The organism is Paenibacillus senegalensis JC66, from assembly GCF_000285515.1.
Lineage (GTDB): Bacteria > Bacillota > Bacilli > Paenibacillales > NBRC-103111 > Paenibacillus_L > Paenibacillus_L senegalensis.
Window position 1 is genome coordinate 52,998 of record NZ_HE610958.1, and the last position, 22,146, is coordinate 75,143.

Consider the following 22,146-nt stretch of genomic DNA (forward strand, 5'->3'; position numbering starts at 1 on the left):
AGAACGGGTTGTACCCAAGACCCTCCTCCTTGCTCTCTTTTCTCAACCCAAATTAGGCCTTACGATTCGCAAGACCTTAGAAGTGAAGCTGTATTTGCTTAATCTCACTCTCCTGCCTTAATTGGCAAATCCTCCGGCCAGTAGTTCATAAGAACGCTGGCGCTTGTTATAATCGGGAATGTGCGTGACGAGCATGAATTCATCCGCGTCGTATAACTCAGACAACTGACTGATTCGTCCGTGAATAGATTCGGCTGTACCGACAAGCAGCTTGTCCTCCGAGTAGGGCAGAGCTGCTTCCTGTTGCTTCTCATCACGGTACAGAGCCGCAGAAGAGTCTGCCCACTGGCGTGCCTCTTCATCTGTTTCCGCGCATATGGCTCCCACCGTCAGAATTACTTTGGGTTCCTCCAGCTGGGCTGAAGGAACAAACGCTTCCCGATAAGCACGAAGCACTTCCCCGGCATCGGTGTCACTCATAAATTGGCCGAACACATAGCCCATGCCGGATGACGCTGCATATTCGGCGCTTTTCCGATTCGTGCCCAGCAGCCAAATCTCCGGCTCTTCTGGAGGGTTAGGGCGGGCACTGACCGCTTCGCCTTCATAAGTGTAGCTATCCTGTAAAAGCTTAACTACCCCCTCCAGCTTATTCGGCATCTGCCGCACATTCTCCAGAAAATTCCCGCTTAGAGCCATACTCGCATGCGCCTTACCGCCAGGGGCACGGCCAATACCGAGGTCCATCCTTCCCGGATAAAGGGCGGCGAGCATACGGAACGATTCCGCTACCTTAAGGGGAGAATAGTGAGGCAGCAATAATGCGCCGGAACCAAGCCGAATCCGCTCAGTCCTGGCTCCTATATGCGCTAACAGCACTTCGGGAGACGGACAGGCCAAATGCGGCATATCATGGTGCTCCGCAGCCCAATAGCGGGTATAACCCAGCCGCTCTGCTGCTTGTGCCAGCTCTACTGCCCGTTGCAAGGCGTGCGAGTCACTTTCATTTTCGTAGACTGGAACCAAATCCAATACGCTAAGCTTGTACGGGTTTTTCTTCATTGTTCTCCCTCTTTTCCAACTCTTGAGCGCTCATTTGCTTTTCCATTTCCATAAGCTCCACAAGTCTCGGGGCTGTCGATCTATCGTGGATATCCATTGCTGCAAAAGTTTTTGCGCGTTATCCTGCTGGTGGCCAAGTGATAGCTTGCGATGTTCTGCTGCGATGGGCCTGCACCAGTTATGGCTTTTATCCTCATTTTTTCTACATTTTAATCATCCTCTTCATTCTAATTCCTCTCTTTCCGGATGTAAAACAAGCTGTAACGCCATAAGCAACACGCTACACACGTCCACGCTACACCCAACGCACATCCGCTACACCCAGCACACATCACGCTACACGCATACGTATCACGCAACACCCAACACACTACAGCCGACAACTGGCGCTGACCGCTTGCTTATTTGGAAAAACAAATATATACTAAGTAAGTATTTACTGAGTATATATAATAAAGGAGCATGATTATGATCAAAGCCGTGCAAGTGAATAAAAGCTTTCGGGTAGGCGAGCAGGAGATGATGGTTCTTAAAGGCTTGGACTTCTCTGTCAACAAAGGGGAATTCGTCGCCATTATGGGGCCGAGCGGCTCAGGAAAAAGCACCTTGCTGCAATTGCTGGGCGGCCTGGATGTCCCGACTGCCGGAGAGATACAAATTGATTCGACGGCGATCAATCGACTGAACGAAAAAGAACGCACCATTTTCCGAAGAAGGAATATCGGCTTTGTTTTTCAAAATTATCAGCTGCTGCCGACGATGACCGTGGAAGAGAATGTTGCTTTTCCGTTAAGAGCAAACGGCGAGATGCTCCATACATCGCGGGAGAAGGCAAACCAATATCTGGAGGCGGTAGGTCTGGCCAAGATGGGACAACGCTTTCCAAATGTTTTGAGCGGAGGGCAGCAGCAAAGAGTGGCTGTCGCACGGGCGCTTGTAAATGAGCCTAAGCTGCTTCTGGCCGATGAGCCAACCGGGAATCTCGATCGCAAAATGGCGGAGGAAATTCTGGAGCTGCTATCCCACTTTCATGAACACAACCGCCAAACGATCGTAATGGTCACCCATGACATCTTTGCGGCCGGCTATGCGGATCGGATTGTCCTATTCAAAGACGGGGTGATTGAAACAGAAGTGAACAGGGAGGACGAAGATTATGCGCGATTTGTGGCTCATTTCATGGCGTAACGTGACCCGCAACAGGAAACGCTTCCTGCTAACGCTCATCGCAATTGCATTAGGTGTTTCACTCACATGCGGGATGTTGATCGTGAAGGAGACTACAGAGCGAACGTTTGAATTTCATGAGAGGCTCTATACCGGTGGCGCTGATTTTTGGGTGTTGAGCCATGAACACACGTTCCCGGCAGATGATATAGCCATGATCATGGAAGACAATCAGGTGCAAAACAGCTTGTCTGTACTGGATAAGCAAGGCTTTGTTGAACTCGAGGGCGTCACCGGTCCTGCATTGACATCCGTCCGATTATCCGGTGTGAGCCGATTGGATCATGAATTGCTCGTGCTGGAGCTTCTGGAAGGGGATTTGAGCCGGGACGGTCTGGTCTTGCCTGAGGACGCAGCCCGGCTGTGGAATAAGCGAGTGGGCGATACGGTTGTTTTTCGGGATATGGGTTCTATAGAAGTAACGGCAATCGTCGGTTATACGCCTATTTTGCGCAGTCCAAGCGACTGGGAGGAAGCGGAAAGACGCCATTTTCGCGTAATGCTTCCGCTTGCGACCTTGCAGGACTGGACTAACCGCGAGGAGCAGATCAGTTATTTGAGATTTCAGGTCAATCCGCAGGCGGACAAGAACGAGCTGCTCGCCCGGTATGAACAACAGCTGGCAGGATCCGCCCAGTATGTACAGCCGGTTGTCATTGATGACAGACAGAATAACTCCGGTATGGACGGGTTGTATTTCACGCTCTATACCGTTGCAATTGTTGCTCTTTTCATCAGCGGGTTTATCGTATTTAATATGATTTTTGCCAGCGTGATGGAGCGCAGAAAAGAGTTTTCGATTATGAAAAGCCTGGGCTACACCAATATACACATTTATAGGCTGGTGCTGATGGAGGTCTTGCTTCTCTCGCTGCTGGGTATTCTAATCGGCATTCCGCTGGGGGTCTGGTTCGGGGATCTGTTCCAGTATATGCTATTAGGCATCTTCGAGCCCCGCCTGGATTATATCCTGCACTGGCAAGCCCCGTCGCTTATCTCGATGGCCATAGGGGTGTTGTTTCCGGTAGCGGCTTCCTGTATACCGATGTATATCGCCGGAAACACACCGATCCTGCAAGCGATGCGCAATATTGCAGGCAGCCCGACGAAAAAAACGAAGCACCTGCGCTGGATAATCGGCTTGCTTTTGCTGGGCGGATTACTGATCGGCCATTCCATATCGCTGCTTTTTTTGTTCGTCGGCACCGTGCTGCTCTATCCTTACCTTTTTACCATGATAAAAAAGCTGCTGGCTCCCCTGTACCGGCAAACCCTGGGCTATCCCGGAGAAGTTGCTGTACAGAACATGGAGCGCAATTTGAACCGAAATGCTAACACCTCTGCGATGCTGGCCTGCGGAATTGCGCTTGTGCTCTTTCTCGGCGCTTCCGTCCAGTCACTTCCCGAAGGATACGAGCAGGAAATTTCCGCTACGTTCGGCGGGGACTTGCGCGTGCATTCCGAAAGCCCGTGGGAGCCGGAGGCTATTGAAAGGATTGCGCAATTTTCCGGTGTCGCCGCTGTGCATCCGTACCGGGTCGCCCCTGAGGTGGCCTGGCAAACCAAGGATGGAGACATGCGCAGATTTCCGCTCATCAGCTTTGATCCGGAAGCAGGCGAACCGTTCCAGCTGTTTTCCGTACGCACAGAAGATAGTTCGGCTGCGGCCTGGTCACAGCCCGGGAGCATTTTGCTCGGTGAATGGGCTTATCTAGAGTGGGGCGGACGGATCGGAGATTCTATCCATTTGCACACGCCTAAGGGCTTAACTGCATTTGAAGTTGCGGGAATAGTCCAGACCTCTCATCATGACGGCTATGTTGCTTTTATGGATGTATCGCTGTTTACAGAACAGGTTAACTGGCCGCATGCCTATCACCTGCTGATCGACTCCGAAAGTAACGATCAGCTCCCTGGAATCAGAGACCAGCTATGGCAGCATTATGGGGACCGCCTATCTTCAATCACATCTATGCAAGAAGCTGTCGCTTCCGCCCAACGCGGGTTTGACGGAATCAATGAACTGATGCAGGGCCTGCTTATCCTCGTTATATGTCTGTCCAGTATCGGAATCGGGAATACACTTCTGATGAATACCATAGAACGCATTTCCGAAATCGGTACGATCCGCGCAACCGGGTTTACAAAAGGTCAGGTGAAGTTGATGATCCTCGGTGAAGGGAGTATGATTGGTATGGTAGGCATCGCCGTTGGTTCCCTGCTGGGGCTCGGCTTAATCTACTATATCTCGATCTCTGAAATGGCTGGCAGCTACATGTTCTTCACTATCCCCTGGGCTAATTTAGGACTTGCAGTATGCGCCGGAATCGCGTTAAGCTTGTTTGCCTCATGGCTGCCGGCGTCTGTAGCTGTTAAAGTGAACGTTCACGAAGCGTTGAAATATGAATAAAGTAGGGATTCCTTATGTCTGTGAAACACGCTATCCTCTCCCTTTTATACGAAAAACCGCGTCACGGGTATGAGCTGAAAACAGGCTTTGACCATCTCGTGCAAAAAAAATGGGCCATTAACCCCGGCCAAATCTATACAACGCTGGACCGTTTAGTTAGGGATGAATGGGTAGAGTCTCCAGGGCAGGATGATAAAGACCGCAAAATTTATTCGCTTACAGCTAAAGGACGGGAAGAATTGGTTCAATGGCTCGCCAAGCCCGTTGACCGCTTATTAATAAGAGACGAAATGTATTTCAAATGGCTTTGCGCCGCTAAAGTTGGTTATGATCATAAGAAGCAAATTATTACCCAGCAGCGTGAACTTGTGATTAAAGAGATCCTATATTTGACCCGCTTTAAAAAGGAACTGAAGCAGGATAATCAAGAAGAGATGCTCGATTTAGTCGAAGGCGCTTTACTACATTTGGAAGCAGATTTGAAATGGCTGGATCTGATGTCCAGCAAGCTGAAACCTCCCGCTTCTCTATGACCATACTCACAAATGAAGCCACAAAAACACCGCGCGCAGGGAAGCTTGCGTGCGGTGACGGTGGTAATGCGAAAAGCGGAACCGGGATTTTGGGATAACCGATTTATAATTGCAGAGCTTGTTTCGCAATTTGCTGGTCATTTTGCAAAAGCTGGTTCAAGTTATAGGAAGGGTACAGGCCTCTGCTGTACATAAAATAATAGATGTCTGCGTGCAGCTGAATAGCTTGATTTAATTGCTTTTGCAAAAGCTCCCGCAGGCTCGGAGTAGCGGTTTCGGTAATTGCGATTGCATAATTGCGGACAGCGGTTTTGGTAAAGATCAGCAGACGCATTGCATAAAAAGCTGTGAGATCCTGATCGTTCCGGCTTTGGCTTACCGATGGCGCGTACTGGTAGTAGGGCAATAGCTCCCTCAAGTTTTGCTCCAAGGCGCGGATGGTTTGCTCATAAAGCTTTTTCAATTGGGGGTCGGTAACATGGTGGATATCCATCTTGAACCCCATTAAGCCATTTGACTGAAAAGCGACTAATTCATGCATTTCCAATGTTTCGTGCCAAGCAAGATGCGCAGTTTGATTCATGTGATAACTTCCCTCCACGGATTTTATTTTGCAGCATATGCCCAGGAGGGGTTAGAAGAGACTGTCTTAATTAACTAAATCTCCTTTTTTTAGGGTATTTTCTAGTTAACGTACAAAAAAACCGGATTTCCGACAAACAAAATCTCTACTGCAGGAAAGGCCTGATCTAAAGTCACCAAATCTTAATTTAATTGCTTCCGGATCGATGTCTCGTAGAAGCTTATCTTTATTCTCGTTGTAAACTTCTTCATGGAAATGTTCCATAATTTGTCCGGCAAATGATCTTTGCAGGCGCAAGTTCCGAAAGGAATCGCAAATCATAAGAAATCCCCTTCTCCTCGATATGCTATATTGGAGTTGTTATGACTTAATCTAAATATTGGAGTTGTTATGATCCTTAATCTAAATAAGGGAGCGGGACTGCGTGGCAAATATTGAGCACTTGCAAATGATTAACAAGCCGGCCATTGAAGTATATGAAGCACTGACAACAGCCAAGGGGCTGTCCGAAATATGGACCCGTGAGCTTACGGTTCATGACAATCAAGTCGGTGCCGTTAATGAGTTCCATTTCGGCAGCGATGATTTAACCAAAATGCAGGTTACGGAATTAACAAGCCCTAATAAAGTCGTTTGGTACTGTACGGAATCGGATCCTGAGTGGGTCGGTACTACCCTATCCTTCGATCTGACAGAGAAAAACGGGAAAACCACTCTCATCCTGCGCCACAGTAACTGGAGAGAGGTTACCGATTTTTACCGTTTCTGCAATTACAATTGGGGGATGTTTCTTTACAGTTTGAAAAGCTATTGTGAGGATGGTATCGGCATGCCTTATCAGACGCGTAAATTTTAAGTCTTTCCTTCATTTGGACGAGGGACCGCCGCAAACCAGGGTGTCCGATAAGCAGTTGTGCAGTCCGATAACCAAAAAAACAAACCCTCAAGAATGCTGTAACATCAACATTCTTGAAGGTTTGAATTGTGGTGCACTTTACTCGAAAAAGAACTTTCCGGATAGCCCTTGTATAAAGCTAGCCTAAAGACACATTTCCGTTCACATTCGGGGCCTGAAACAAATCAAGAGTTACTCTGTTTTAATATGAAAGCTCTGGTCTCCAATTTGCACATAGATACGCCCTTCCGTGGTTTGAGGCGGAATTGCAAAGACGTACCGTTCCACCGTTCCATCGTCATAAGTCAATTCGATAGTATTGGCTTCAATTTTATAGGTGCCCTTTACCGTTTCCGCATTGGACGATGAATCGGTTCGGGCATTCCCTGTATCAAGTGATGCCAGGGAGCTTTGATCGCTGGTAAACGTTCCATCTGGGTAAAAAGTCATATAATTAGTCCAGGAGGACGCGTAAGGTGTAACCCCGACCAAGCCGTAGTAACCTTGAGAAATATACTCACCGCCCAGCTTTGTCCCTTCCGGAACTGGCACTACCTTCCTCATGGCAACGTCATCAATCTCTAAAGCGCCATCTTTATTGACACCAATGGAAAGCGGCTCTTCACCGTCTATAATCAGCATACCATCTTTTATAGAGTAGGATAGACAGGCATCGTGCGCGCAATCAATGGTTTCGGGCCCGCCGCCCTTGGGCTGTCCAACCACTATTTTTTGATCCGGCAAGAATGTATAGAAAAGCCAGCAAATTCCGCCACACTCATACCCGCCGTAATCAAACTGCCCTCCATAGTACATACCTTGCAGTTGATCTAACTGTACGGCATCAGCTTCATCAACAGCAGGAGGCAGCACTATTGACGGATCGGGAGTCTCGGCCTCTCTCTCAGCCTCTTTCTCGGCCTCTTTTGCTGCTGCATATTCCGCATCGATCTCTGCCTGAAGCTGGTCTAACATTTCCTTTACTTCCGTAATATTAGTTCCATAATAGGACAAAAACTCAGGTGTATAGACAATAATCTCTTGATGTACGCCATTCCAATGAACCAAGGCGCCTGTAGATTCGCTCACGAAACGAAGAGGCACCATCGTATGATCGTTGACCAGTACAGCCGGACGCTCCAGCTGTACCGAGCGTCCGTTAACCTCGGCTTCATGGCTATCCAGCACCAGCAGGATCGTTACCCCTTCCTTAACTGCAGAAACCGAACGGCTCTCCCCATGCCATTTAACCTCCATGCCAAGGGCTTCGAACAGAGGACGCATTTGCACAACCGTGGTTCCGTCCTGGTTATCCGGATCAATAGCAAACGTTAACTTCTCATCATCAACATAAACATCAATGGGCTTCGCTGACGCATGGGAGGACTCCTGGCTTACTGCAGCAAGCAGGATGATCCCGAGCATGACCAATCCGGCAACCGCGATCAGCTTCAAACGGGGACTGCGAGAAATAAAATAATGCATGTGTCCACTCCTTTTCCATTTCAGCATTTGCATAAATCCGTATAAACTAATAAGTCGAACAAGAAATAGAGTATCAGGCTTAATTTTGTCTATAACTTGTTGTCTTCGTAGACGCGTTGATGTGTTAATTTCCGTTGATGCATTGATGCGTTGGTGCGTCGATGCGTTGTATTGGCCCTATGCAAAATGCCGTTTATAACCATTTCAGTTTATCACAATATAAGCCGTTCGTTATCGCACTAAAGTCACTATTTTATCGTTGAAAGCAAAATGGTCCTTTAAGCACTTAAATGATCTTCGGCAGTTCTGTTGATAGGGGATACTCGGCATTTTGTCGCTTGCTCCAGGAAACCAGCAAGATCAGACCTACCGGCAGATGCCAGGCCCCATTCCCGTAGTGAAGCTCACTCAGTGCGCTTCACTACCGCTCTTTTTAACTGCTTAGGTTCCGGTATTGCGTCGGGGTCATGCCAACCATTTTGACAAACGCCCTTTGAAATTGACTGACACTTGAAAATCCGACGCTAAAACCGATTTCCGTCACCGATTGGGCAGACCTCTTCAACAGCCGTTTCGCCTCTTCCATCCGCAGCTGAAGCACGTACTGATACGGCGTGACACCGATCATCGCTTTAAAAGACCGTATGAAATGATACCGGCTTTGCAGAGCCGTGGCAGCAAGCTCGTCAATCTGGATTTCGTTTCGGAAGTTCTCACGAATATATTCCAGAACCGTTGCCATATGCGGGTCCAAGCAAAGCTCCGGGATTCTCCAGGACGAGTGGAACCTATTTTGATGATTGCCAGCCAAAGCACGAAGCAAGTAAAAAAGCACTTGAGACTCCAGTTCATCCTGTGCAATACGATCTGCCTTGCTGCACGCCAGAAGCGCGTTCGTCCAGCTGCGGAACTTATCCCTCAGCAGCCGCGGATCGAACTTCTGCAGCACCGCAAACTCAACATCGTCTTTTCCGATGAGCTCCTTAATGCTATGTTGGTTGACCTTGAGAATGAACACGCCCGATTGCGAGCCAATCTCGAAAAAATGCCGCTCTTTAGGATGCTGAACGATTCCGCCACCATCTTCTAAAGTATAATGGCGACTTCCTAGTGTAAATTGGCATTCCCCGACTATCGGAATGGTTATTTGGAATTCGTTCTCATGAAAATGCGGCTGATTGGAAAATTCACCTTCAATCTGCCATAGCTCCAGATGGGGTGTAGAGACTTGAATGATCATATGTTTTCACCTAGCTTTCATTATAGCAATTATTGCTCGATTTCAAAGCAACAATCGCGGTGACGACTCTAATCTGTCCTCGTTAAGATAGAAGAAAAAAAGGTGGTGAAAAGGATGTCTCAACCCCAAACTGTTGGAACGGCCAGGCAAACCGCCAACTTCATGCTTCTTAGAGTCAGTATGGCACATTTGCTCAATGACGCCATGCAGAACATCGTGCCAGCCGCATTTCCAATTTTTCAACAAACGATGCAGCTCAGCTATACCCAAATCGGGTGGGTCGCCTTTACGCTTAACCTGACGGCATCGGTGCTGCAGCCGCTAATCGGTTATTACACAGACCGCAAACCAATGCCGGCTTTGCTGCCTCTAGGTATGGTTTTCACGCTGCTTGGCATGATCGGACTTGCATTGTCGTCCGGGTTATGGATGCTCATTATTTCCGCCGCACTTATTGGTATCGGTTCCTCCGTGCTTCACCCGGAATCCTCTCGTGTGGCCCATCTTGCAGCTGGCAGCAGCAAAGGTCTCGCACAGTCAATCTTTCAAGTAGGCGGCAACACCGGTCAGGCTCTTGCCCCGCTGATGGCAGCCTATATTATTGCTCCGAAGGGGCAGCTGGGATTTCTGTGGTTTACGATTCTGGCCCTCATCGGCATCCTGATTCAGCGCTATGTAAGCCGATGGTACAGGGAGCAGGTTTACCCGAGGAACGAGCCCGTTCACCGCTCATCATGGGAAAGCGGTACTGCGAAACCAAGGCTCTTCCTATTCTTCGTGCTGGGCACGCTGATCTTATTGCTGTTTTCCAAGTTCGTATATTTGGCAAGCATGACCGGGTACTATTCGTTTTATTACATGGAACGCTATCAGCTGCCCCTGGAACGCGCCCAAATGTCCCTGTTCGCTCTGCAATTTTCAGGGATGGCTGGTACTTTGCTGGGGGGGCCGCTGGCAGACCGGTTTGGCCGGAAAAAAATGATCTGGTTCTCGATTCTCGGCACGGCCCCGTTTTCTTTGTGGCTGCCTTATGCCGGTCCTGCTGCTTCATTTGTTCTGTGCCTTGCCATCGGAGCTATTCTCATGTCAAGCTTTTCCGTCATCATCGTATACGCACAGGAAATGCTTCCCGGCAAGGTGGGTACGATAGCTGGCTTGTTTTTCGGTCTTTCATTCGGCATGGCCGGACTTGGCTCGGTTGTGCTCGGCTGGTTGATGGACCTGACCGGGGTAGCCTTCGTCATTCAGCTTTGCGCGTATTTGCCGCTGCTTGGCATATTCGCCTTTCTGCTGCCAAAGGACTCCAAGCTGATGGGGCACAGTAAGTGATAAAGGCAAAAAGTTACTGCGGTTTGCCTTTAGCCCGCGGACCTTCGTCTCTACATTCTTTAGTGCTCCTTTTAACTTGGAAGAGGACTCTATTGGACAGCTTCTTCCTGGACAGCTCCAAACAACACCGCTTCAACAGTGGAAAAAATGATCTGTTCATGTTGATGAAAGCCACGCCGAAACTCGAATAACAGAATTGAAACCCGTCGATTTGACCAACAGCCTTCCGAATTTCGGGAGGCTGTTTATGATAGACTTGGTTTACAATCAGTTTTTTGAGCAGGCCAAAAAACTCGGCTCTGACGAGCTGCTGGACATGTACAATACGGCTTACAAACGCACATACGCTCAATGACGGCATACGGACGAAGAACAACGGAAAGGAGGAGGAGGCCATGACAGAGCTTGGACAGTCGATTTATCCTACTCTGGGCATCCCAGAGGCTGAACGGCAGTTGGAGGAAGCGATTCGTGCCGGATGCCGCCATTTGTTCACATCGCTGCATCTGCCTGAAGCGCATGCGGACGATTGGCGGGAAGTATGCCAGCTGTTCACGCGTGCGAATCACGCCGGCATGAGCGTTGCGGCCGATGTGAGCCGCGAATCGTTGAAGCGGTTCGGCGCAAGCCTGGATGATCTGTCCCCCCTTGCGCAGACCGGCATCGGCCAATTGCGTCTCGACCACGGGTTTACGCTGGAGGAAACGGTACGCATCATCCGTGGCGGCGAACACCGCTTCGCGTTCCAGATCAATGCGGGCACGACAACACGCGATGAAGTGGAACAACTTATTGCGCAAGGGGTCGATCCGGAAAAGCTGATCGCCGTGCACAACTTCTACCCGCGGCCGGAGACGGGCGTTTCGCTGGCCTTCTATCGCCGGCAAAACCGGATGTTCCGGCAATTCGGTTTGAAGACCGCGGGATTTATTCCGGCGTTCCGGGAGCCTCGAGCGCCTCTATTCGCCGGTCTGCCGACCGTGGAGACGCACCGTCGCGCTCCGGTCGCCCTGGCCGCCGCTGAGCTGGCAGCCGAAGGACTGACGGATCTCGTCTATTTCGGCGATCCTGCCCCGGGCGAGGAGGCGTGGACGTCCGCCCGGCTGGCGGGCGGCGGCATCATCCCGCTGCAGGTGCAGTGGCTCGAGCCGATCCCGGAGAAGCTTCGGCCGCTTTTGGCTGACATTCACACTTGTCCCCGCGACGAAGCCGAATTCGTTCATCGCAGCGCGCACAGCCGCTCGTATGTGCAGGAACGCGGCCTTGTACAGCCTCCGCGAAATACGTTCGAACGCCCGGCAGGCACAGTCACGATCGATAACGAACGTTACCCCCGCTACGCCGGAGAACTGCAAGTCACGCGCATCGATCTGGCGGCGGACGAGCGGGTGAACGTCCTTGGCCGGGTCGTTGCGGAGGATCTTCCGCTGCTTCAAATGATCGGGCCCGGCACGCGTTTCATGTTTGTTTCGACGTTCAAGGGGATGTCCAATAAGTCCCCAAAATAAAAAAACTGGGCAGAAACCTTGTTGAAGTGCCCTTCTCAAGCAGACAGTCTAAAAAACAAATACATTTGTATAGTAGTCCCCCTCGGTGAAGGGGGATTATCCTTTGTCAAGCAGCTCATCGATATTCGTTCGGGGATAAGCCGTTTAGTCGTTCGGTGTAGCTATAATCATTCAATGGCAATGGCTTGGTAATCCCAACACCGGCTTATACGAGACCTGCTTGAGGTAAACTTATACGGGCCCATTCTCCATAATGTAGAGGATAGCTTTCTCGCTATTTAGTTACTATTTGGCGAGTATCTTGGCGAGTATCTTGGCAAGTAATTTAGGCGATTATTTTGCGTGTATTTTGGCGAGTCTTAAACTTGGTCTTTTTCCGTAAAAAAAGTAATGAGGGCAAACAGCAGGAAAGCAAGCAAAAGGAGCGAACCACCGACAATAAACAAAATCAAAACCAACGTATCATTAAGCTGAAACGGATTCAAATTGTACATCCACATCCCGAACGTTAAACCAAACGCCCCAAGTATTGCGAGCCAGCCGTGGATAGCAACCAGCTTTTTATACCTTATTCGGTAAACCTTGTAAAAGATTCCCCATGCAAATACCGACAGCCAGCCGACCAATAAAATGTGGGCGTGGATCGGCCGCAGGGAATAGTCCATTTCGCCGGACATCTTAGATCCGAGATAGGTTCCAACAATGCCAAACAGCGCAGCATATTGGATTAACCGCAAACTCCATTTTTGTTCCATGTTTCATTCTGTCCTTTCTTTTAGAAAGATAACGGCAGAGGTGAGTGAAGATTAGCTGAATATGAATGACAATTGGGAGTGGACAGGGGCACTTTTCAGGTCTGAGGTTTGAGTTGCACACCGGGTCACCTTTGGCTTCCTCGCCGGCCAGCCCCCTGCACCTCAGTGACTAATGCTTTATTCAAGCTCAACACCTTTTGTTGCACTTCTCATATTATATATGAAAAACAAAATTGGACAAAGCGTGTTTCAACTATTGTTTCTCCCACTATAAATTAATGTTTTTTCGCATTTGCTCACTCATCCTTGTGCAAATGGACTTGTGGCAGATCGGGTTTTCCTGGACCCAAATCAATCACGGTACTCATCGCTCTTCCACTTCTTCTGTCAGTCTCATTTTCAGTTCGTCCACCCGTCCGCAATCGATCTCATCAAGGACCGTATCGAATATCCAATCGATCCGCTCGTCACAGTGCTGAAGTGCCGCAGCGACTCGAGTTAATCGCTGCTCGGCCGTTCTTTCCTGATGAAGCTTCCGTTTTTTCTCCCGGTAAGGCTCTATATCTTCCTCATCGGCTCCCTCCTCTTCAAGCTGCGCCACCTTCTGCTCCAGCAATAAAATATGGAGATTAACCTTCGCCAAAGGCGTCAGCGGTTTTACAAAGTTACTGCTATCAACGAACACCTCCTGATTAACCCCGAAATAATCAACAAGCGCCTGAAGCCGCTCTTGCGGAATCGGCCTGCGCTTCTTGATCCAGTCCGAAAATTGCTGCGGTGTAATATGAAGCTGGCGGCCAATCCCGGAATAGGACTGCTCGTTAATCATGACCAAATACTCCAGTACTGTTTTGGATTCGACTAGTTCACGTTTACTCATATAAATGACCACCTCTTCGGCATAATTTATGTCAATTATACTTAAAGACATAATTTATGTCAATAGCATTTAAAGACATAATCACACTTCAAGCAAATCCAAAAACATCATTTATGTCAATCACACCTCGAGACATAAATGATATCAAATATCGGCACAGACAATTTCAGGGTAAGTTAAATGTTTGAATGGCAACCATCTATTTGTTTTACTATCCCACCCATGGTATATTACATATATGAAATATTAAATCGAAAGGAGCTTCCAATGAATACACTTTCTAATGTCGAATTCATGCTCCTGCAAATTATCGCGGAAAGCGGACAAGCTTCCGGTTACGATATTAAGAAGCTTGTCGATCAGCGAGGTTATAGATCATGGGCGAATATCGGGACGACTTCGATTTATGCAGGCTTGAAGAAACTTAGCAATAAAGGATGGATTGTACACGAGGTTTCTGACGAGAAATGCGGTAAGGGACCTATGCCGACCCGGTATGCCCTCACCGAAGCAGGGAATCTTGTGCTGAAACATGAAATTCTTGACAGCCTGTCGTTTTCTCGGGAACGTGACAACCGCTTCGATCTTGGGCTGGCTGCTTTGACCCTTATTCGGAAAGAGGAAGCCATTCTTGCGTTACGGAAACGGCTCGATTTCCTTGAACAAGTCTCGCTAAGAATAAGACAGAAATACGAATCACAAGGCAGCGTTAACTTGCCATTGAACGCAAGATCGCTGTTCTTACATCCGCTAAGCTTAATCGAAGGCGAGCAAGCCTTCGTTGTCCGTTTAATTAATGAACTGTTGGAGGGGACAAGCGAATATGAGCAAAATAATTAAAAATTTCATTCCTTACCAGGGCGAGCATTGCGAAACGACTGCCCTGGGCAATTTACTGCAATATTCGGGAATCCACTTGTCTGAACCGATGCTGTTCGGACTCGGGCAAGGACTTGGCTTCATTTATTGGGATTCGAAAGGAATGGATTTTCCGTTCATTGGGGGAAGAGTGAAGCCGGATGAACTGACCGCGAACCTCGCCGAACGACTCGGCTTGACCGTTCGTACTCAAGAAACATCCTCCATTAATAAGGCATGGCTTAACGTAAAGAGCTGCATCGAACGCGAAATTCCGGTTGGGCTGAAGCTAGATTCCTATTACCTGGATTATTTTAAGAATAAGGTACATTTTGCCGGTCATTATGCGGTACTTTACGGTATGGACGGTGAATATGCTTACATGGCAGACACCCATCAACAGGGAGGACGAGTCAAGACACGTTTGACAAGCTTGGCCGCGGCCAGAAACGCAAAGGGACCCATGAGTTCACGCAATCGCTCCTTTACGCTTGAATCCGTCGATGCATTGCCTCCGCTCATTCCTGCAATACGAGAAGCTTTGCAAATGAATGCATATGCCTACTTGAACCCGCCCATTCGCAATATTGGTAATAAGGGGATTATCAAAATGAGCAGCGAAATCCTGAAGTGGCCTTCGCGCTGCAATCATTTCGCACATGATCTATGCCTGATCGCCTTGTTAATGGAGCGGGCGGGAACCGGCGGAGCTTTATTTCGGAATCTGTACAAGGATTTCTTGAAAGAATGTGCTGATCTGCTGGGAGATGCGACGATCGAACAAGCCTGCCGCTTGTTTACAGTAGTCTCTCCAATGTGGGTCAGTGTCTCTGCTTCGATCGAACGTGCGGGCAAGACGGGTGACAGCAAAGAGCTCGAGCGAGCTTCAAAGCTTTTGCTTGAGATTGCAGATATAGAGCGCAGAGCCATGGAGTTGTTATTGTAAAATCATTCCCTTTTCTTAAGAATAAATCAGTATTTTTCTAAATATCCACAGACAGGGAGCGGGATACCAGGTTCTGAAGGGAAATGCATCAACCGATAGCGTAAGATCGATTAGAATTGCACGATAGGAGAGGAACTCGCTGCCTGCAAAAAGAATACCGGTGCTTCAGTTATCTGAAGCGATTGATAAGCTTGAGGTGTCATATACTCGCGCAAGATTGGAAGGCATTCCTCCAGGTCGTTTGTTCTGGTGCCAATAACCGGATCACTTAACAGTTGAAATCCAAAATCCGTATATAATTTGATCGCCCGGTAACTCGATGGCTGTGTATGAAGAAACACGGGGTAATCCTCATCAGATAAGCTTTGCATGACAATAGATAACAACGCCCTGCCGATTCCCTGCCCTTCGTATTGCCTCAATACTTTCCACCATTGGATTGTGGTAATGGCATCATACGCCTTCCAAGCGAAGCAGGTTGCTACAGGACGATCATCGGAATCACAAACAAACAGACATTTTTCATAAAACTGATCCTCTTTGTCCGCATATACCTCTTGAAAATAGGATTCCATAAACCCCCTGTATTGCTTTGCCTCTATGGGGTTATCGAAAGGGAAATCCATCCAGATTCCCAGTTCGCTTTTACGGCAATTCCGAATATGAAACCCCGCCGGGAGGCTACGCAGTGCTTCAAGGTTTAAAGCCGTACACATCATAAATAAGTTCTTATCCGGGATTTCATTTAACAAGCAGATCCCTCCAAAAAAATATAATTGAACTATTAATTTCCAAACCCTGTCTAGAATTCTAATACCTTTTTTGATAGAAGTAGGCCGACAATGTCCAGCCCCCTAATTGAACGAATATAAGGATCCCTAGTGCGGCCGGGACTGAAAATTGCACACCTAATAGATATAAAATAAACAAACCATAGATTGATCCTAATGTAATAAACCAGGAAGTACAGTGCGATTTGGAAAAAATGGCCTTTTGCCTTTCGTCCATCCCTCTGTTCCTAGCTGCTTTTTGGAGCCCCCGCCATATACCAAAGCCTCCTAAGGAAATGCCAACAAGTATGCCTAGCAAGCCACTAATCTGTTCCATATTCATGACTTCTCACTTCCTTCCTCAAAAATAAATACATCTTCGATTCTACAACGAAATACTTTGGCAATTTTATAAGCCAATTCCAATGACGGATTGTACCGGCCACTTTCAATGGATATGATCGTTTGCCTTGAAACTCCAACTTTCTCAGACAAATTTTCCTGCGTCCATCCATTTTCAGCCCTTAATTCCTTCAAACGATGCTTCATCCTCTCCCACCCTTCATGTAAAGCACCCTTTACGTAAACTATATTTTACATTTGTGTAGTATGTCAAGTTACCTTTACAATTTATTTCATACTAAACCATATTTGAAATTGACAAAAGGATCGTCTAAATGTTATATTGTGCATGCACAAGATACACAATTTTGGAGGGGAGAGAACAACATGTTGGCTTTAGACATTAAAAATTTGAATAAAAACTACGAGCATTTTCAACTAAAAGATGTGTCTTTTCAACTGGAAAAGGGCTATATTATGGGATTTATCGGAGCCAATGGAGCAGGAAAAACAACGACTATCAAATCAATATTGAATTTGATTCACGTGGATAGCGGAGAGATCCATATTTTCGGTAAGAACATGGCCGAGCACGAGCTCGAATTGAAACAAGAAATTGGCTCTGCATTTGGAGACATCAATTTTTACACCCGAAATAAAATCAAAACGCTGACGAATGTGATCAAAGCATTCTATCGCAACTGGGATGATGAAACCTATTCTAAATATTTGAAAAAGTTCAACTTAATTGAAGATAAAAAAATAGCCGAATTATCGACCGGAATGAAAGTAAAATACAATCTGGCGCTTGCATTGTCCCACGGTGCTAAACTGCTTATTCTGGATGAACCGACTAGCGGACTTGATCCCGTTGCTAGAGACAACCTGCTGGATACTTTCCGAGAGCTGGTGAAGGACGGAGAAATCAGCATACTTTTTTCAACTCATATCACATCCGACCTGGAAAAGTGTGCCGATTATATTACCTATATCCATAACGGACAAATTATTAACAGTTCCGAAAAAGAAGAATTTATCGATACTTATCGTTTGTTGAATGGCAATAATGAACAACTGGCAAGGATTAAAAACCAGTTAATTTCCTACAAAACAAATTCTTTCGGCTTTACAGGCCTGATTCATACAAAAGATTTCGACCCGTCCTGGGGCATGAAATCGACGCTGCCAAATCTTGAAGAGATTATGATCTACTTTTCGAAAACGGAGGGTACGTATGTATAACTTATTAATGAAAGAACTAAAAATAGGCGTAAATCCTTTCTTTTATATATTGCCCATTTTGACAGGATCCTTAATGTTAATCCCAGGATGGCTCTATTTCCTTGTTATCCTATACTTTTGTTTTATTACAGTACCGAATATGTTAGGCGGATATAAAAGTCAGAACGATCTCATGTTTACAAGCATGCTTCCTGTATCGAAAGCAGACATCGTAAAAGCGAAGGTTGCCTTTATTGTCATCCTGGAATTACTGCACGTTGTTATCGCATTTATCTTTGGCTTGATAAGTGTTCGTTTATATCCGGATCTGACCTATTATTTCTTTTCGCCATCCTTCGGTTTTTGGGGTTTATGTTTCGTCATGCTGGCGATCTTCAATATCATCTTAATCCCCATGTATTTCAAGACTGCATATAAATACGGGGCAGCCACGATTGCTTCCACCATCGCTGCTATCCTGTTTGCGGGGGGCGCAGAATGGCTCGGCGTGCAAAACTCATACATGTTTGATCTTTTCAAGGGAAATGGCGCTGATAACTTCGCGGTTCATTTATTTATCCTGGCTGCGGGCATCGTAATATTTGCAATATTTACGGTAATCGCTTATCATATTGCCAACAAACGGTTCTTGAAAGTGGAAATATAATGAACATTGCTATTTCAAACACATCCGAAAAGCCTATCTACCAACAGCTCTATGAACAAATCAGCGCACAAATTCTTAAGGGCGAGCTGCAGAGCGGGTATAATTTACCCCCCATCCGACAAGCGGCCACTGAGCTCAGAGTCAGTATTATTACTGTCAAAAAAGCCTGGGAAGAACTTGAACGACTTGGTTTGATCTATACGGTAACCGGCAAGGGATGTTTTGTGAGCGATCTCTCGCCAAGCGACATGCTTCAAAAACGCAAAGAAATAATCCTTAAGCAAATGCTTATTGACACTTCCTATTACAAATCCTTCGGTCTTACTCTAGAGGATGTTGTCGAGCTGCTGAAGGAAATTTATTAACATGCTGTTGATTTGGGGATGGACCGGGGTTCTAGAAGTAATCAAAACCACCCGCCATGCAGCGAAACACCGCACACTGGAAGCTGCGCGCGGTGCGAAAACTGTGAACGGGTGGTTTGCTATACGATTGAATTTCCTTTTACAATATGCTTTTGGCCATACGAGATCACGTTATTTATTTAAAGCAGCCCAACCAGGCTGCTTTTACTGCTTTTACCATACATTTGGATTAATCCCCCTGCTTGCGCAATCGGGCCGCGATCACAATATCTTCCGCGACGCTGTTCGAAATTTCATTCATTTTCTTCAGGTCATACTCAGCCGGAAGCAGTCCGTTGGCAACCATAATCGTCAGTCCCGTTTGAAAAGTCCTCATCTTGAATAAAATCATCATGAGCTCCTCATCCGTAAAGCCTTCAAGCTCCGGATCGGTCTTCATATGGCCCACTAGCTCAGCCCCCATTTGCTGATCATAACTTTGCATATATTCATTCGGCTTCATGACAAAATCCCTAATCAGCACCGGGTACTCCTTGGCAAATTGCAGACTTGCGGCTCCAATATCGCCGAATGGACTGCCCGTATTTTGCTCGCCGATCAATTGATGGCTCAGTTGGCTGACTTTGTTAATTACAGCACGTTTGAGCTCCTCCACATCCGTAAAATTCACATAGATCGGGGCAATGGAGCTTCCCAGCCGCTCCGCCACTTTTCGGATTGTAATGCTATCTATCCCTTCCGATTTCGCGATATCAAATGCGGCCTCTACCACTTGTTCCTCCGAAAATTTCTTTTTGGGCGGCATGCAGACCCTCCATTCTTAGTTCATTGTTTGCTGCTCATTGATTGTATGAATTGCATTATGATTTACATTATGATTTACATTATGTTTGCTTATATCATATTCCAGAAACTGAAGATCCACAGCAAGATCAGGCTGGCACCGGCAAATCCTGTATAATGAATGCGGCCTGGCATTCTCCAGTATCTTCTCCACCAGGCCAACCCTGTAAAAATGACAGTACCCAATCCGATGATAGCCATCAAGTGCGGCACGAACTTCGTCCACGCGCTCCATCCAGGGGCTTCCCCATAAGCGATCGCCGGCAGCTGATAGACAGGATGCGGCGTACCCGCCAGCAGAAATTCCAGCATAAAAATAATCGCAAGCAGTCCATACACAATCGCGAGCCCTTTCCCCACAGACGCCGCTTTAGGCTGACCGTTTGCTTCTGACTGCCCGCTTGTTGTACGGCGAACTCGGTGCATGATAGCCTTAATTCCCCAATAAACCAGGCTGCCGATAACGACAAGAACAGACAAGGCGATTAGCATCATATTAAAAGCGGCCGTTTCATACCAGGCGGCCTTGGAATAACTCATCGGCCCATCTGTCATCAGCATCGTTTTTCCAAACGAGTCCGAGCCGAACACAATAGTCCGGAAATCGCCGCTAAAATCCGGTGTTCTTCCTTCTCTCAAATTGTAATAAACCCCCGGCTCTATTTCAATAAAACGATTCGTCTCGCCTAAAAGAGTGACCAGCAGATAGCCTTCTTCATCAGCGGCAACATGAATCACATTGTTGACAAGGCTGAGAAGTTTATCGTCTGTCGTGTACGATCTCCGGTTTTGCTGATACTCGCCAACAAACTGGCCCGAACGCTCCAGCATGCCATCGGGAGGAGACAAAGCTTTCATGCCATTGGAAGGAAAATATCGATCCATGAATGCTTGAAATACTTCATTGTTGATGAAATGGTTTCCTCCGCTATGAGAAATAAATAAGCCGGTTCTTTCCTCGGGCAGTAAATATAGAGCTGTGTTAAACAGCATCGTACTGCCTGGGTGAAGAAGCACGTGCCGCTCATTAAATGTCCCCTCAATAAAGCCATAGGCCATCCCATTTAAGCTTGGATGGTGGCTGAATAATGGGCTGAGCATCCTTTCGACCGTTTCCGCCTCAAGGATGAACTCTCCATTGGACTCACCGCCTTGCAGCAAGGCCAGCATAAATCTAGCCATATCCGCTGCCGAACTGCTCATGCTGCCTGCAGGCTCGGGTACATACTCAAACTCACCCTGCCGATATTCACCATCCACATAGCGGTACGCCTTAGCCATGTTTGCGGCCATAGCTTCGGGCAGCGGCTGACGGAAGGTGCTGTGCCTCATGTCCAGCGGCGCATAAAGATGGGTCTCCACATATTCGGCAAATGGCAGCCCGGTCACTTGCTCTACGATATAACCGGCTAAAGCTGTGCCGTAATTCGAATAGGCAATCATTTCACCGGCTGGAAAAACACGCGAAGGCCGGTAATCCCGCATATATTCAGCGAACGAAGGCATCCGCTCTTGATTCAACAGAAAGATTGAGGTTGAATAATCTTCGAAGCCCGGGGTATGACTCATCAGATGCTTGAGTGTGATCGGCTGCAGCTCCGATGATCCCGAAGCAATTTCCAGCTCGGCAGGAATTTCAAAATCCAAATACTGATTCACATCCGTGTCCAAATCAAGCTTCCCTTGCTCCACAAGCTGCATGACAGCCGTCCATGTGAAAAGCTTGGACGTCGATCCAATCCGAAAAAGCGTCCTTTCCGCATCTACAGGCTCCAGTTTATCCAGATCCGCATAGCCATAGCCTTTCGCCAATATCACTTCCCCGTCTGCAACGACAGATACAGTCGCATTCGGTACATGATGCTCCTCCATCTGCTCCTTCATAATAGCATCCAATAATTGCTCCACATCTCTGGCATCCAGGGATTGGGCCGGAGCCTCTGCTGTTAACTCACTTGCATAACTAACAGATGAAACATTTGAAAACAACACGATACCTGCAAGCAAACTTAAAACTAATCTCATGTTCAACGTTTTCCCTAACATTGTTCTCACGCTGCTCCCCTCCATTGAACCGCTCCATCCTTGTTCTATCACCTGCCGAAACACTTAGCGGATGTCGCTGAATCCATTAAACGTAACATATCATATGATACATAATATATGTTATGTATCATATGATATGTTAAATTTCTGTCCCTGTAAAGTCCCAGAATTAATTAAATCG

At 47.3% G+C, this 22,146-nt stretch carries 21 protein-coding genes; 11 read left to right on the plus strand and 10 right to left on the minus strand.

The genetic code is table 11. From position 1 onward, the window contains the following. Nucleotides 1-117: 117 nt before the first annotated feature. Entirely contained in the window at nucleotides 118-1,062 is a 945-nt protein-coding gene (locus PSHG_RS08705; RefSeq protein WP_010271933.1) for an LLM class flavin-dependent oxidoreductase, read from the minus strand. 468 nt (nucleotides 1,063-1,530) lie between these two features. On the opposite strand from PSHG_RS08705, the gene PSHG_RS08710 reads away from it, so the two are divergent. The 3 genes from PSHG_RS08710 to PSHG_RS08720 are packed head-to-tail and all read left to right on the plus strand — an operon-like array spanning nucleotide 1,531 to nucleotide 5,232. Further along, nucleotides 1,531-2,250 (plus strand): ABC transporter ATP-binding protein, encoded by a 720-nt coding sequence (locus PSHG_RS08710; RefSeq protein ID WP_010271935.1) that lies wholly within the window; start codon nucleotides 1,531-1,533, stop codon nucleotides 2,248-2,250. Continuing rightward, nucleotides 2,219-4,699, plus strand: a complete 2,481-nt coding sequence (locus PSHG_RS08715; protein ID WP_010271936.1) for an ABC transporter permease — start codon at nucleotides 2,219-2,221, stop codon at nucleotides 4,697-4,699. The genes PSHG_RS08710 and PSHG_RS08715 overlap by 32 nt, the downstream gene beginning before the upstream one ends. 14 nt (nucleotides 4,700-4,713) lie before the next feature. After that, on the plus strand, nucleotides 4,714-5,232 hold the full coding sequence (locus PSHG_RS08720) for a PadR family transcriptional regulator (protein WP_010271937.1): 519 nt from the start codon (nucleotides 4,714-4,716) through the stop codon (nucleotides 5,230-5,232). A gap of 103 nt (nucleotides 5,233-5,335) precedes the next feature. On the opposite strand, the gene PSHG_RS08725 is transcribed toward PSHG_RS08720, so the two are convergent. Continuing rightward, nucleotides 5,336-5,815 carry a spore coat protein gene (locus PSHG_RS08725; RefSeq protein ID WP_010271939.1) on the minus strand — a complete coding sequence of 160 codons (480 nt, stop codon included), beginning with the start codon at nucleotides 5,813-5,815 and terminating at the stop codon, nucleotides 5,336-5,338. 424 nt (nucleotides 5,816-6,239) lie between these two features. On the opposite strand from PSHG_RS08725, the gene PSHG_RS08735 reads away from it, so the two are divergent. After that, nucleotides 6,240-6,671: an SRPBCC family protein gene (locus PSHG_RS08735; RefSeq protein ID WP_010271943.1), complete on the plus strand. Its 432-nt coding sequence runs from the start codon at nucleotides 6,240-6,242 to the stop codon at nucleotides 6,669-6,671. A gap of 231 nt (nucleotides 6,672-6,902) precedes the next feature. Here the strand turns inward: PSHG_RS08735 and PSHG_RS27040 are convergent, their stop codons facing one another. Beyond that, nucleotides 6,903-8,195 carry a stalk domain-containing protein gene (locus tag PSHG_RS27040; RefSeq protein WP_010271945.1) on the minus strand — a complete coding sequence of 431 codons (1,293 nt, stop codon included), beginning with the start codon at nucleotides 8,193-8,195 and terminating at the stop codon, nucleotides 6,903-6,905. A gap of 433 nt (nucleotides 8,196-8,628) precedes the next feature. Next, a complete protein-coding gene (locus PSHG_RS08745; RefSeq protein ID WP_010271949.1) occupies nucleotides 8,629-9,435 on the minus strand; it encodes a helix-turn-helix domain-containing protein in 807 nt (268 codons plus the stop codon). 114 nt (nucleotides 9,436-9,549) lie between these two features. Here PSHG_RS08745 and PSHG_RS08750 point away from each other — a divergent pair, with 114 nt between their 5' ends. Beyond that, nucleotides 9,550-10,764 (plus strand): MFS transporter, encoded by a 1,215-nt coding sequence (locus PSHG_RS08750; RefSeq protein ID WP_010271952.1) that lies wholly within the window; start codon nucleotides 9,550-9,552, stop codon nucleotides 10,762-10,764. Between the two features lie 395 nt (nucleotides 10,765-11,159). Continuing rightward, a complete protein-coding gene (locus tag PSHG_RS27045) occupies nucleotides 11,160-12,272 on the plus strand; it encodes a MupG family TIM beta-alpha barrel fold protein (RefSeq protein ID WP_010271957.1) in 1,113 nt (370 codons plus the stop codon). 359 nt (nucleotides 12,273-12,631) lie between these two features. Here PSHG_RS27045 and PSHG_RS08770 read toward each other — a convergent pair whose 3' ends face one another. Further along, nucleotides 12,632-13,027, minus strand: coding sequence for a hypothetical protein (locus tag PSHG_RS08770; protein WP_010271960.1), 396 nt, complete (start codon nucleotides 13,025-13,027; stop codon nucleotides 12,632-12,634). Nucleotides 13,028-13,391: 364 nt separating this feature from the next. After that, nucleotides 13,392-13,907, minus strand: coding sequence for a hypothetical protein (locus PSHG_RS08775; protein WP_010271962.1), 516 nt, complete (start codon nucleotides 13,905-13,907; stop codon nucleotides 13,392-13,394). A gap of 267 nt (nucleotides 13,908-14,174) precedes the next feature. On the opposite strand from PSHG_RS08775, the gene PSHG_RS08780 reads away from it, so the two are divergent. Next, nucleotides 14,175-14,747: a PadR family transcriptional regulator gene (locus PSHG_RS08780; protein ID WP_010271964.1), complete on the plus strand. Its 573-nt coding sequence runs from the start codon at nucleotides 14,175-14,177 to the stop codon at nucleotides 14,745-14,747. Beyond that, nucleotides 14,731-15,711 carry a BtrH N-terminal domain-containing protein gene (locus PSHG_RS08785; protein ID WP_010271966.1) on the plus strand — a complete coding sequence of 327 codons (981 nt, stop codon included), beginning with the start codon at nucleotides 14,731-14,733 and terminating at the stop codon, nucleotides 15,709-15,711. Before PSHG_RS08780 ends, PSHG_RS08785 begins: the two co-directional genes overlap by 17 nt. A 110-nt stretch (nucleotides 15,712-15,821) precedes the next feature. Here the strand turns inward: PSHG_RS08785 and PSHG_RS08790 are convergent, their stop codons facing one another. Both PSHG_RS08790 and PSHG_RS08800 read right to left on the minus strand, forming a co-directional pair. Then, a complete protein-coding gene (locus PSHG_RS08790) occupies nucleotides 15,822-16,286 on the minus strand; it encodes a GNAT family N-acetyltransferase (protein ID WP_235782039.1) in 465 nt (154 codons plus the stop codon). A gap of 534 nt (nucleotides 16,287-16,820) precedes the next feature. Further along, complete coding sequence (locus PSHG_RS08800; protein WP_010271972.1) at nucleotides 16,821-17,030, minus strand: helix-turn-helix transcriptional regulator; 210 nt, start codon at nucleotides 17,028-17,030, stop codon at nucleotides 16,821-16,823. A gap of 180 nt (nucleotides 17,031-17,210) precedes the next feature. Here PSHG_RS08800 and PSHG_RS08805 point away from each other — a divergent pair, with 180 nt between their 5' ends. Genes PSHG_RS08805 through PSHG_RS08815 form a run of 3 tightly spaced genes read left to right on the plus strand, consistent with a single transcriptional unit; the run spans nucleotide 17,211 to nucleotide 19,076 of the window. Beyond that, entirely contained in the window at nucleotides 17,211-18,065 is an 855-nt protein-coding gene (locus tag PSHG_RS08805; RefSeq protein ID WP_010271974.1) for an ABC transporter ATP-binding protein, read from the plus strand. Then, the gene (locus PSHG_RS08810) at nucleotides 18,058-18,711 is read left to right on the plus strand and encodes an ABC-2 transporter permease (protein WP_010271976.1); all 654 of its coding nucleotides are present in this window, start codon (nucleotides 18,058-18,060) and stop codon (nucleotides 18,709-18,711) included. Before PSHG_RS08805 ends, PSHG_RS08810 begins: the two co-directional genes overlap by 8 nt. Beyond that, nucleotides 18,711-19,076, plus strand: coding sequence for a GntR family transcriptional regulator (locus PSHG_RS08815; RefSeq protein ID WP_010271978.1), 366 nt, complete (start codon nucleotides 18,711-18,713; stop codon nucleotides 19,074-19,076). Before PSHG_RS08810 ends, PSHG_RS08815 begins: the two co-directional genes overlap by 1 nt. Before the next feature lie 229 nt (nucleotides 19,077-19,305). Here the strand turns inward: PSHG_RS08815 and PSHG_RS08820 are convergent, their stop codons facing one another. Both PSHG_RS08820 and PSHG_RS08825 read right to left on the minus strand, forming a co-directional pair. Next, nucleotides 19,306-19,881 (minus strand): TetR/AcrR family transcriptional regulator, encoded by a 576-nt coding sequence (locus PSHG_RS08820; protein WP_010271979.1) that lies wholly within the window; start codon nucleotides 19,879-19,881, stop codon nucleotides 19,306-19,308. Between the two features lie 89 nt (nucleotides 19,882-19,970). Beyond that, complete coding sequence (locus tag PSHG_RS08825; protein WP_235782048.1) at nucleotides 19,971-21,965, minus strand: serine hydrolase domain-containing protein; 1,995 nt, start codon at nucleotides 21,963-21,965, stop codon at nucleotides 19,971-19,973. Nucleotides 21,966-22,146: the final 181 nt, after the last annotated feature.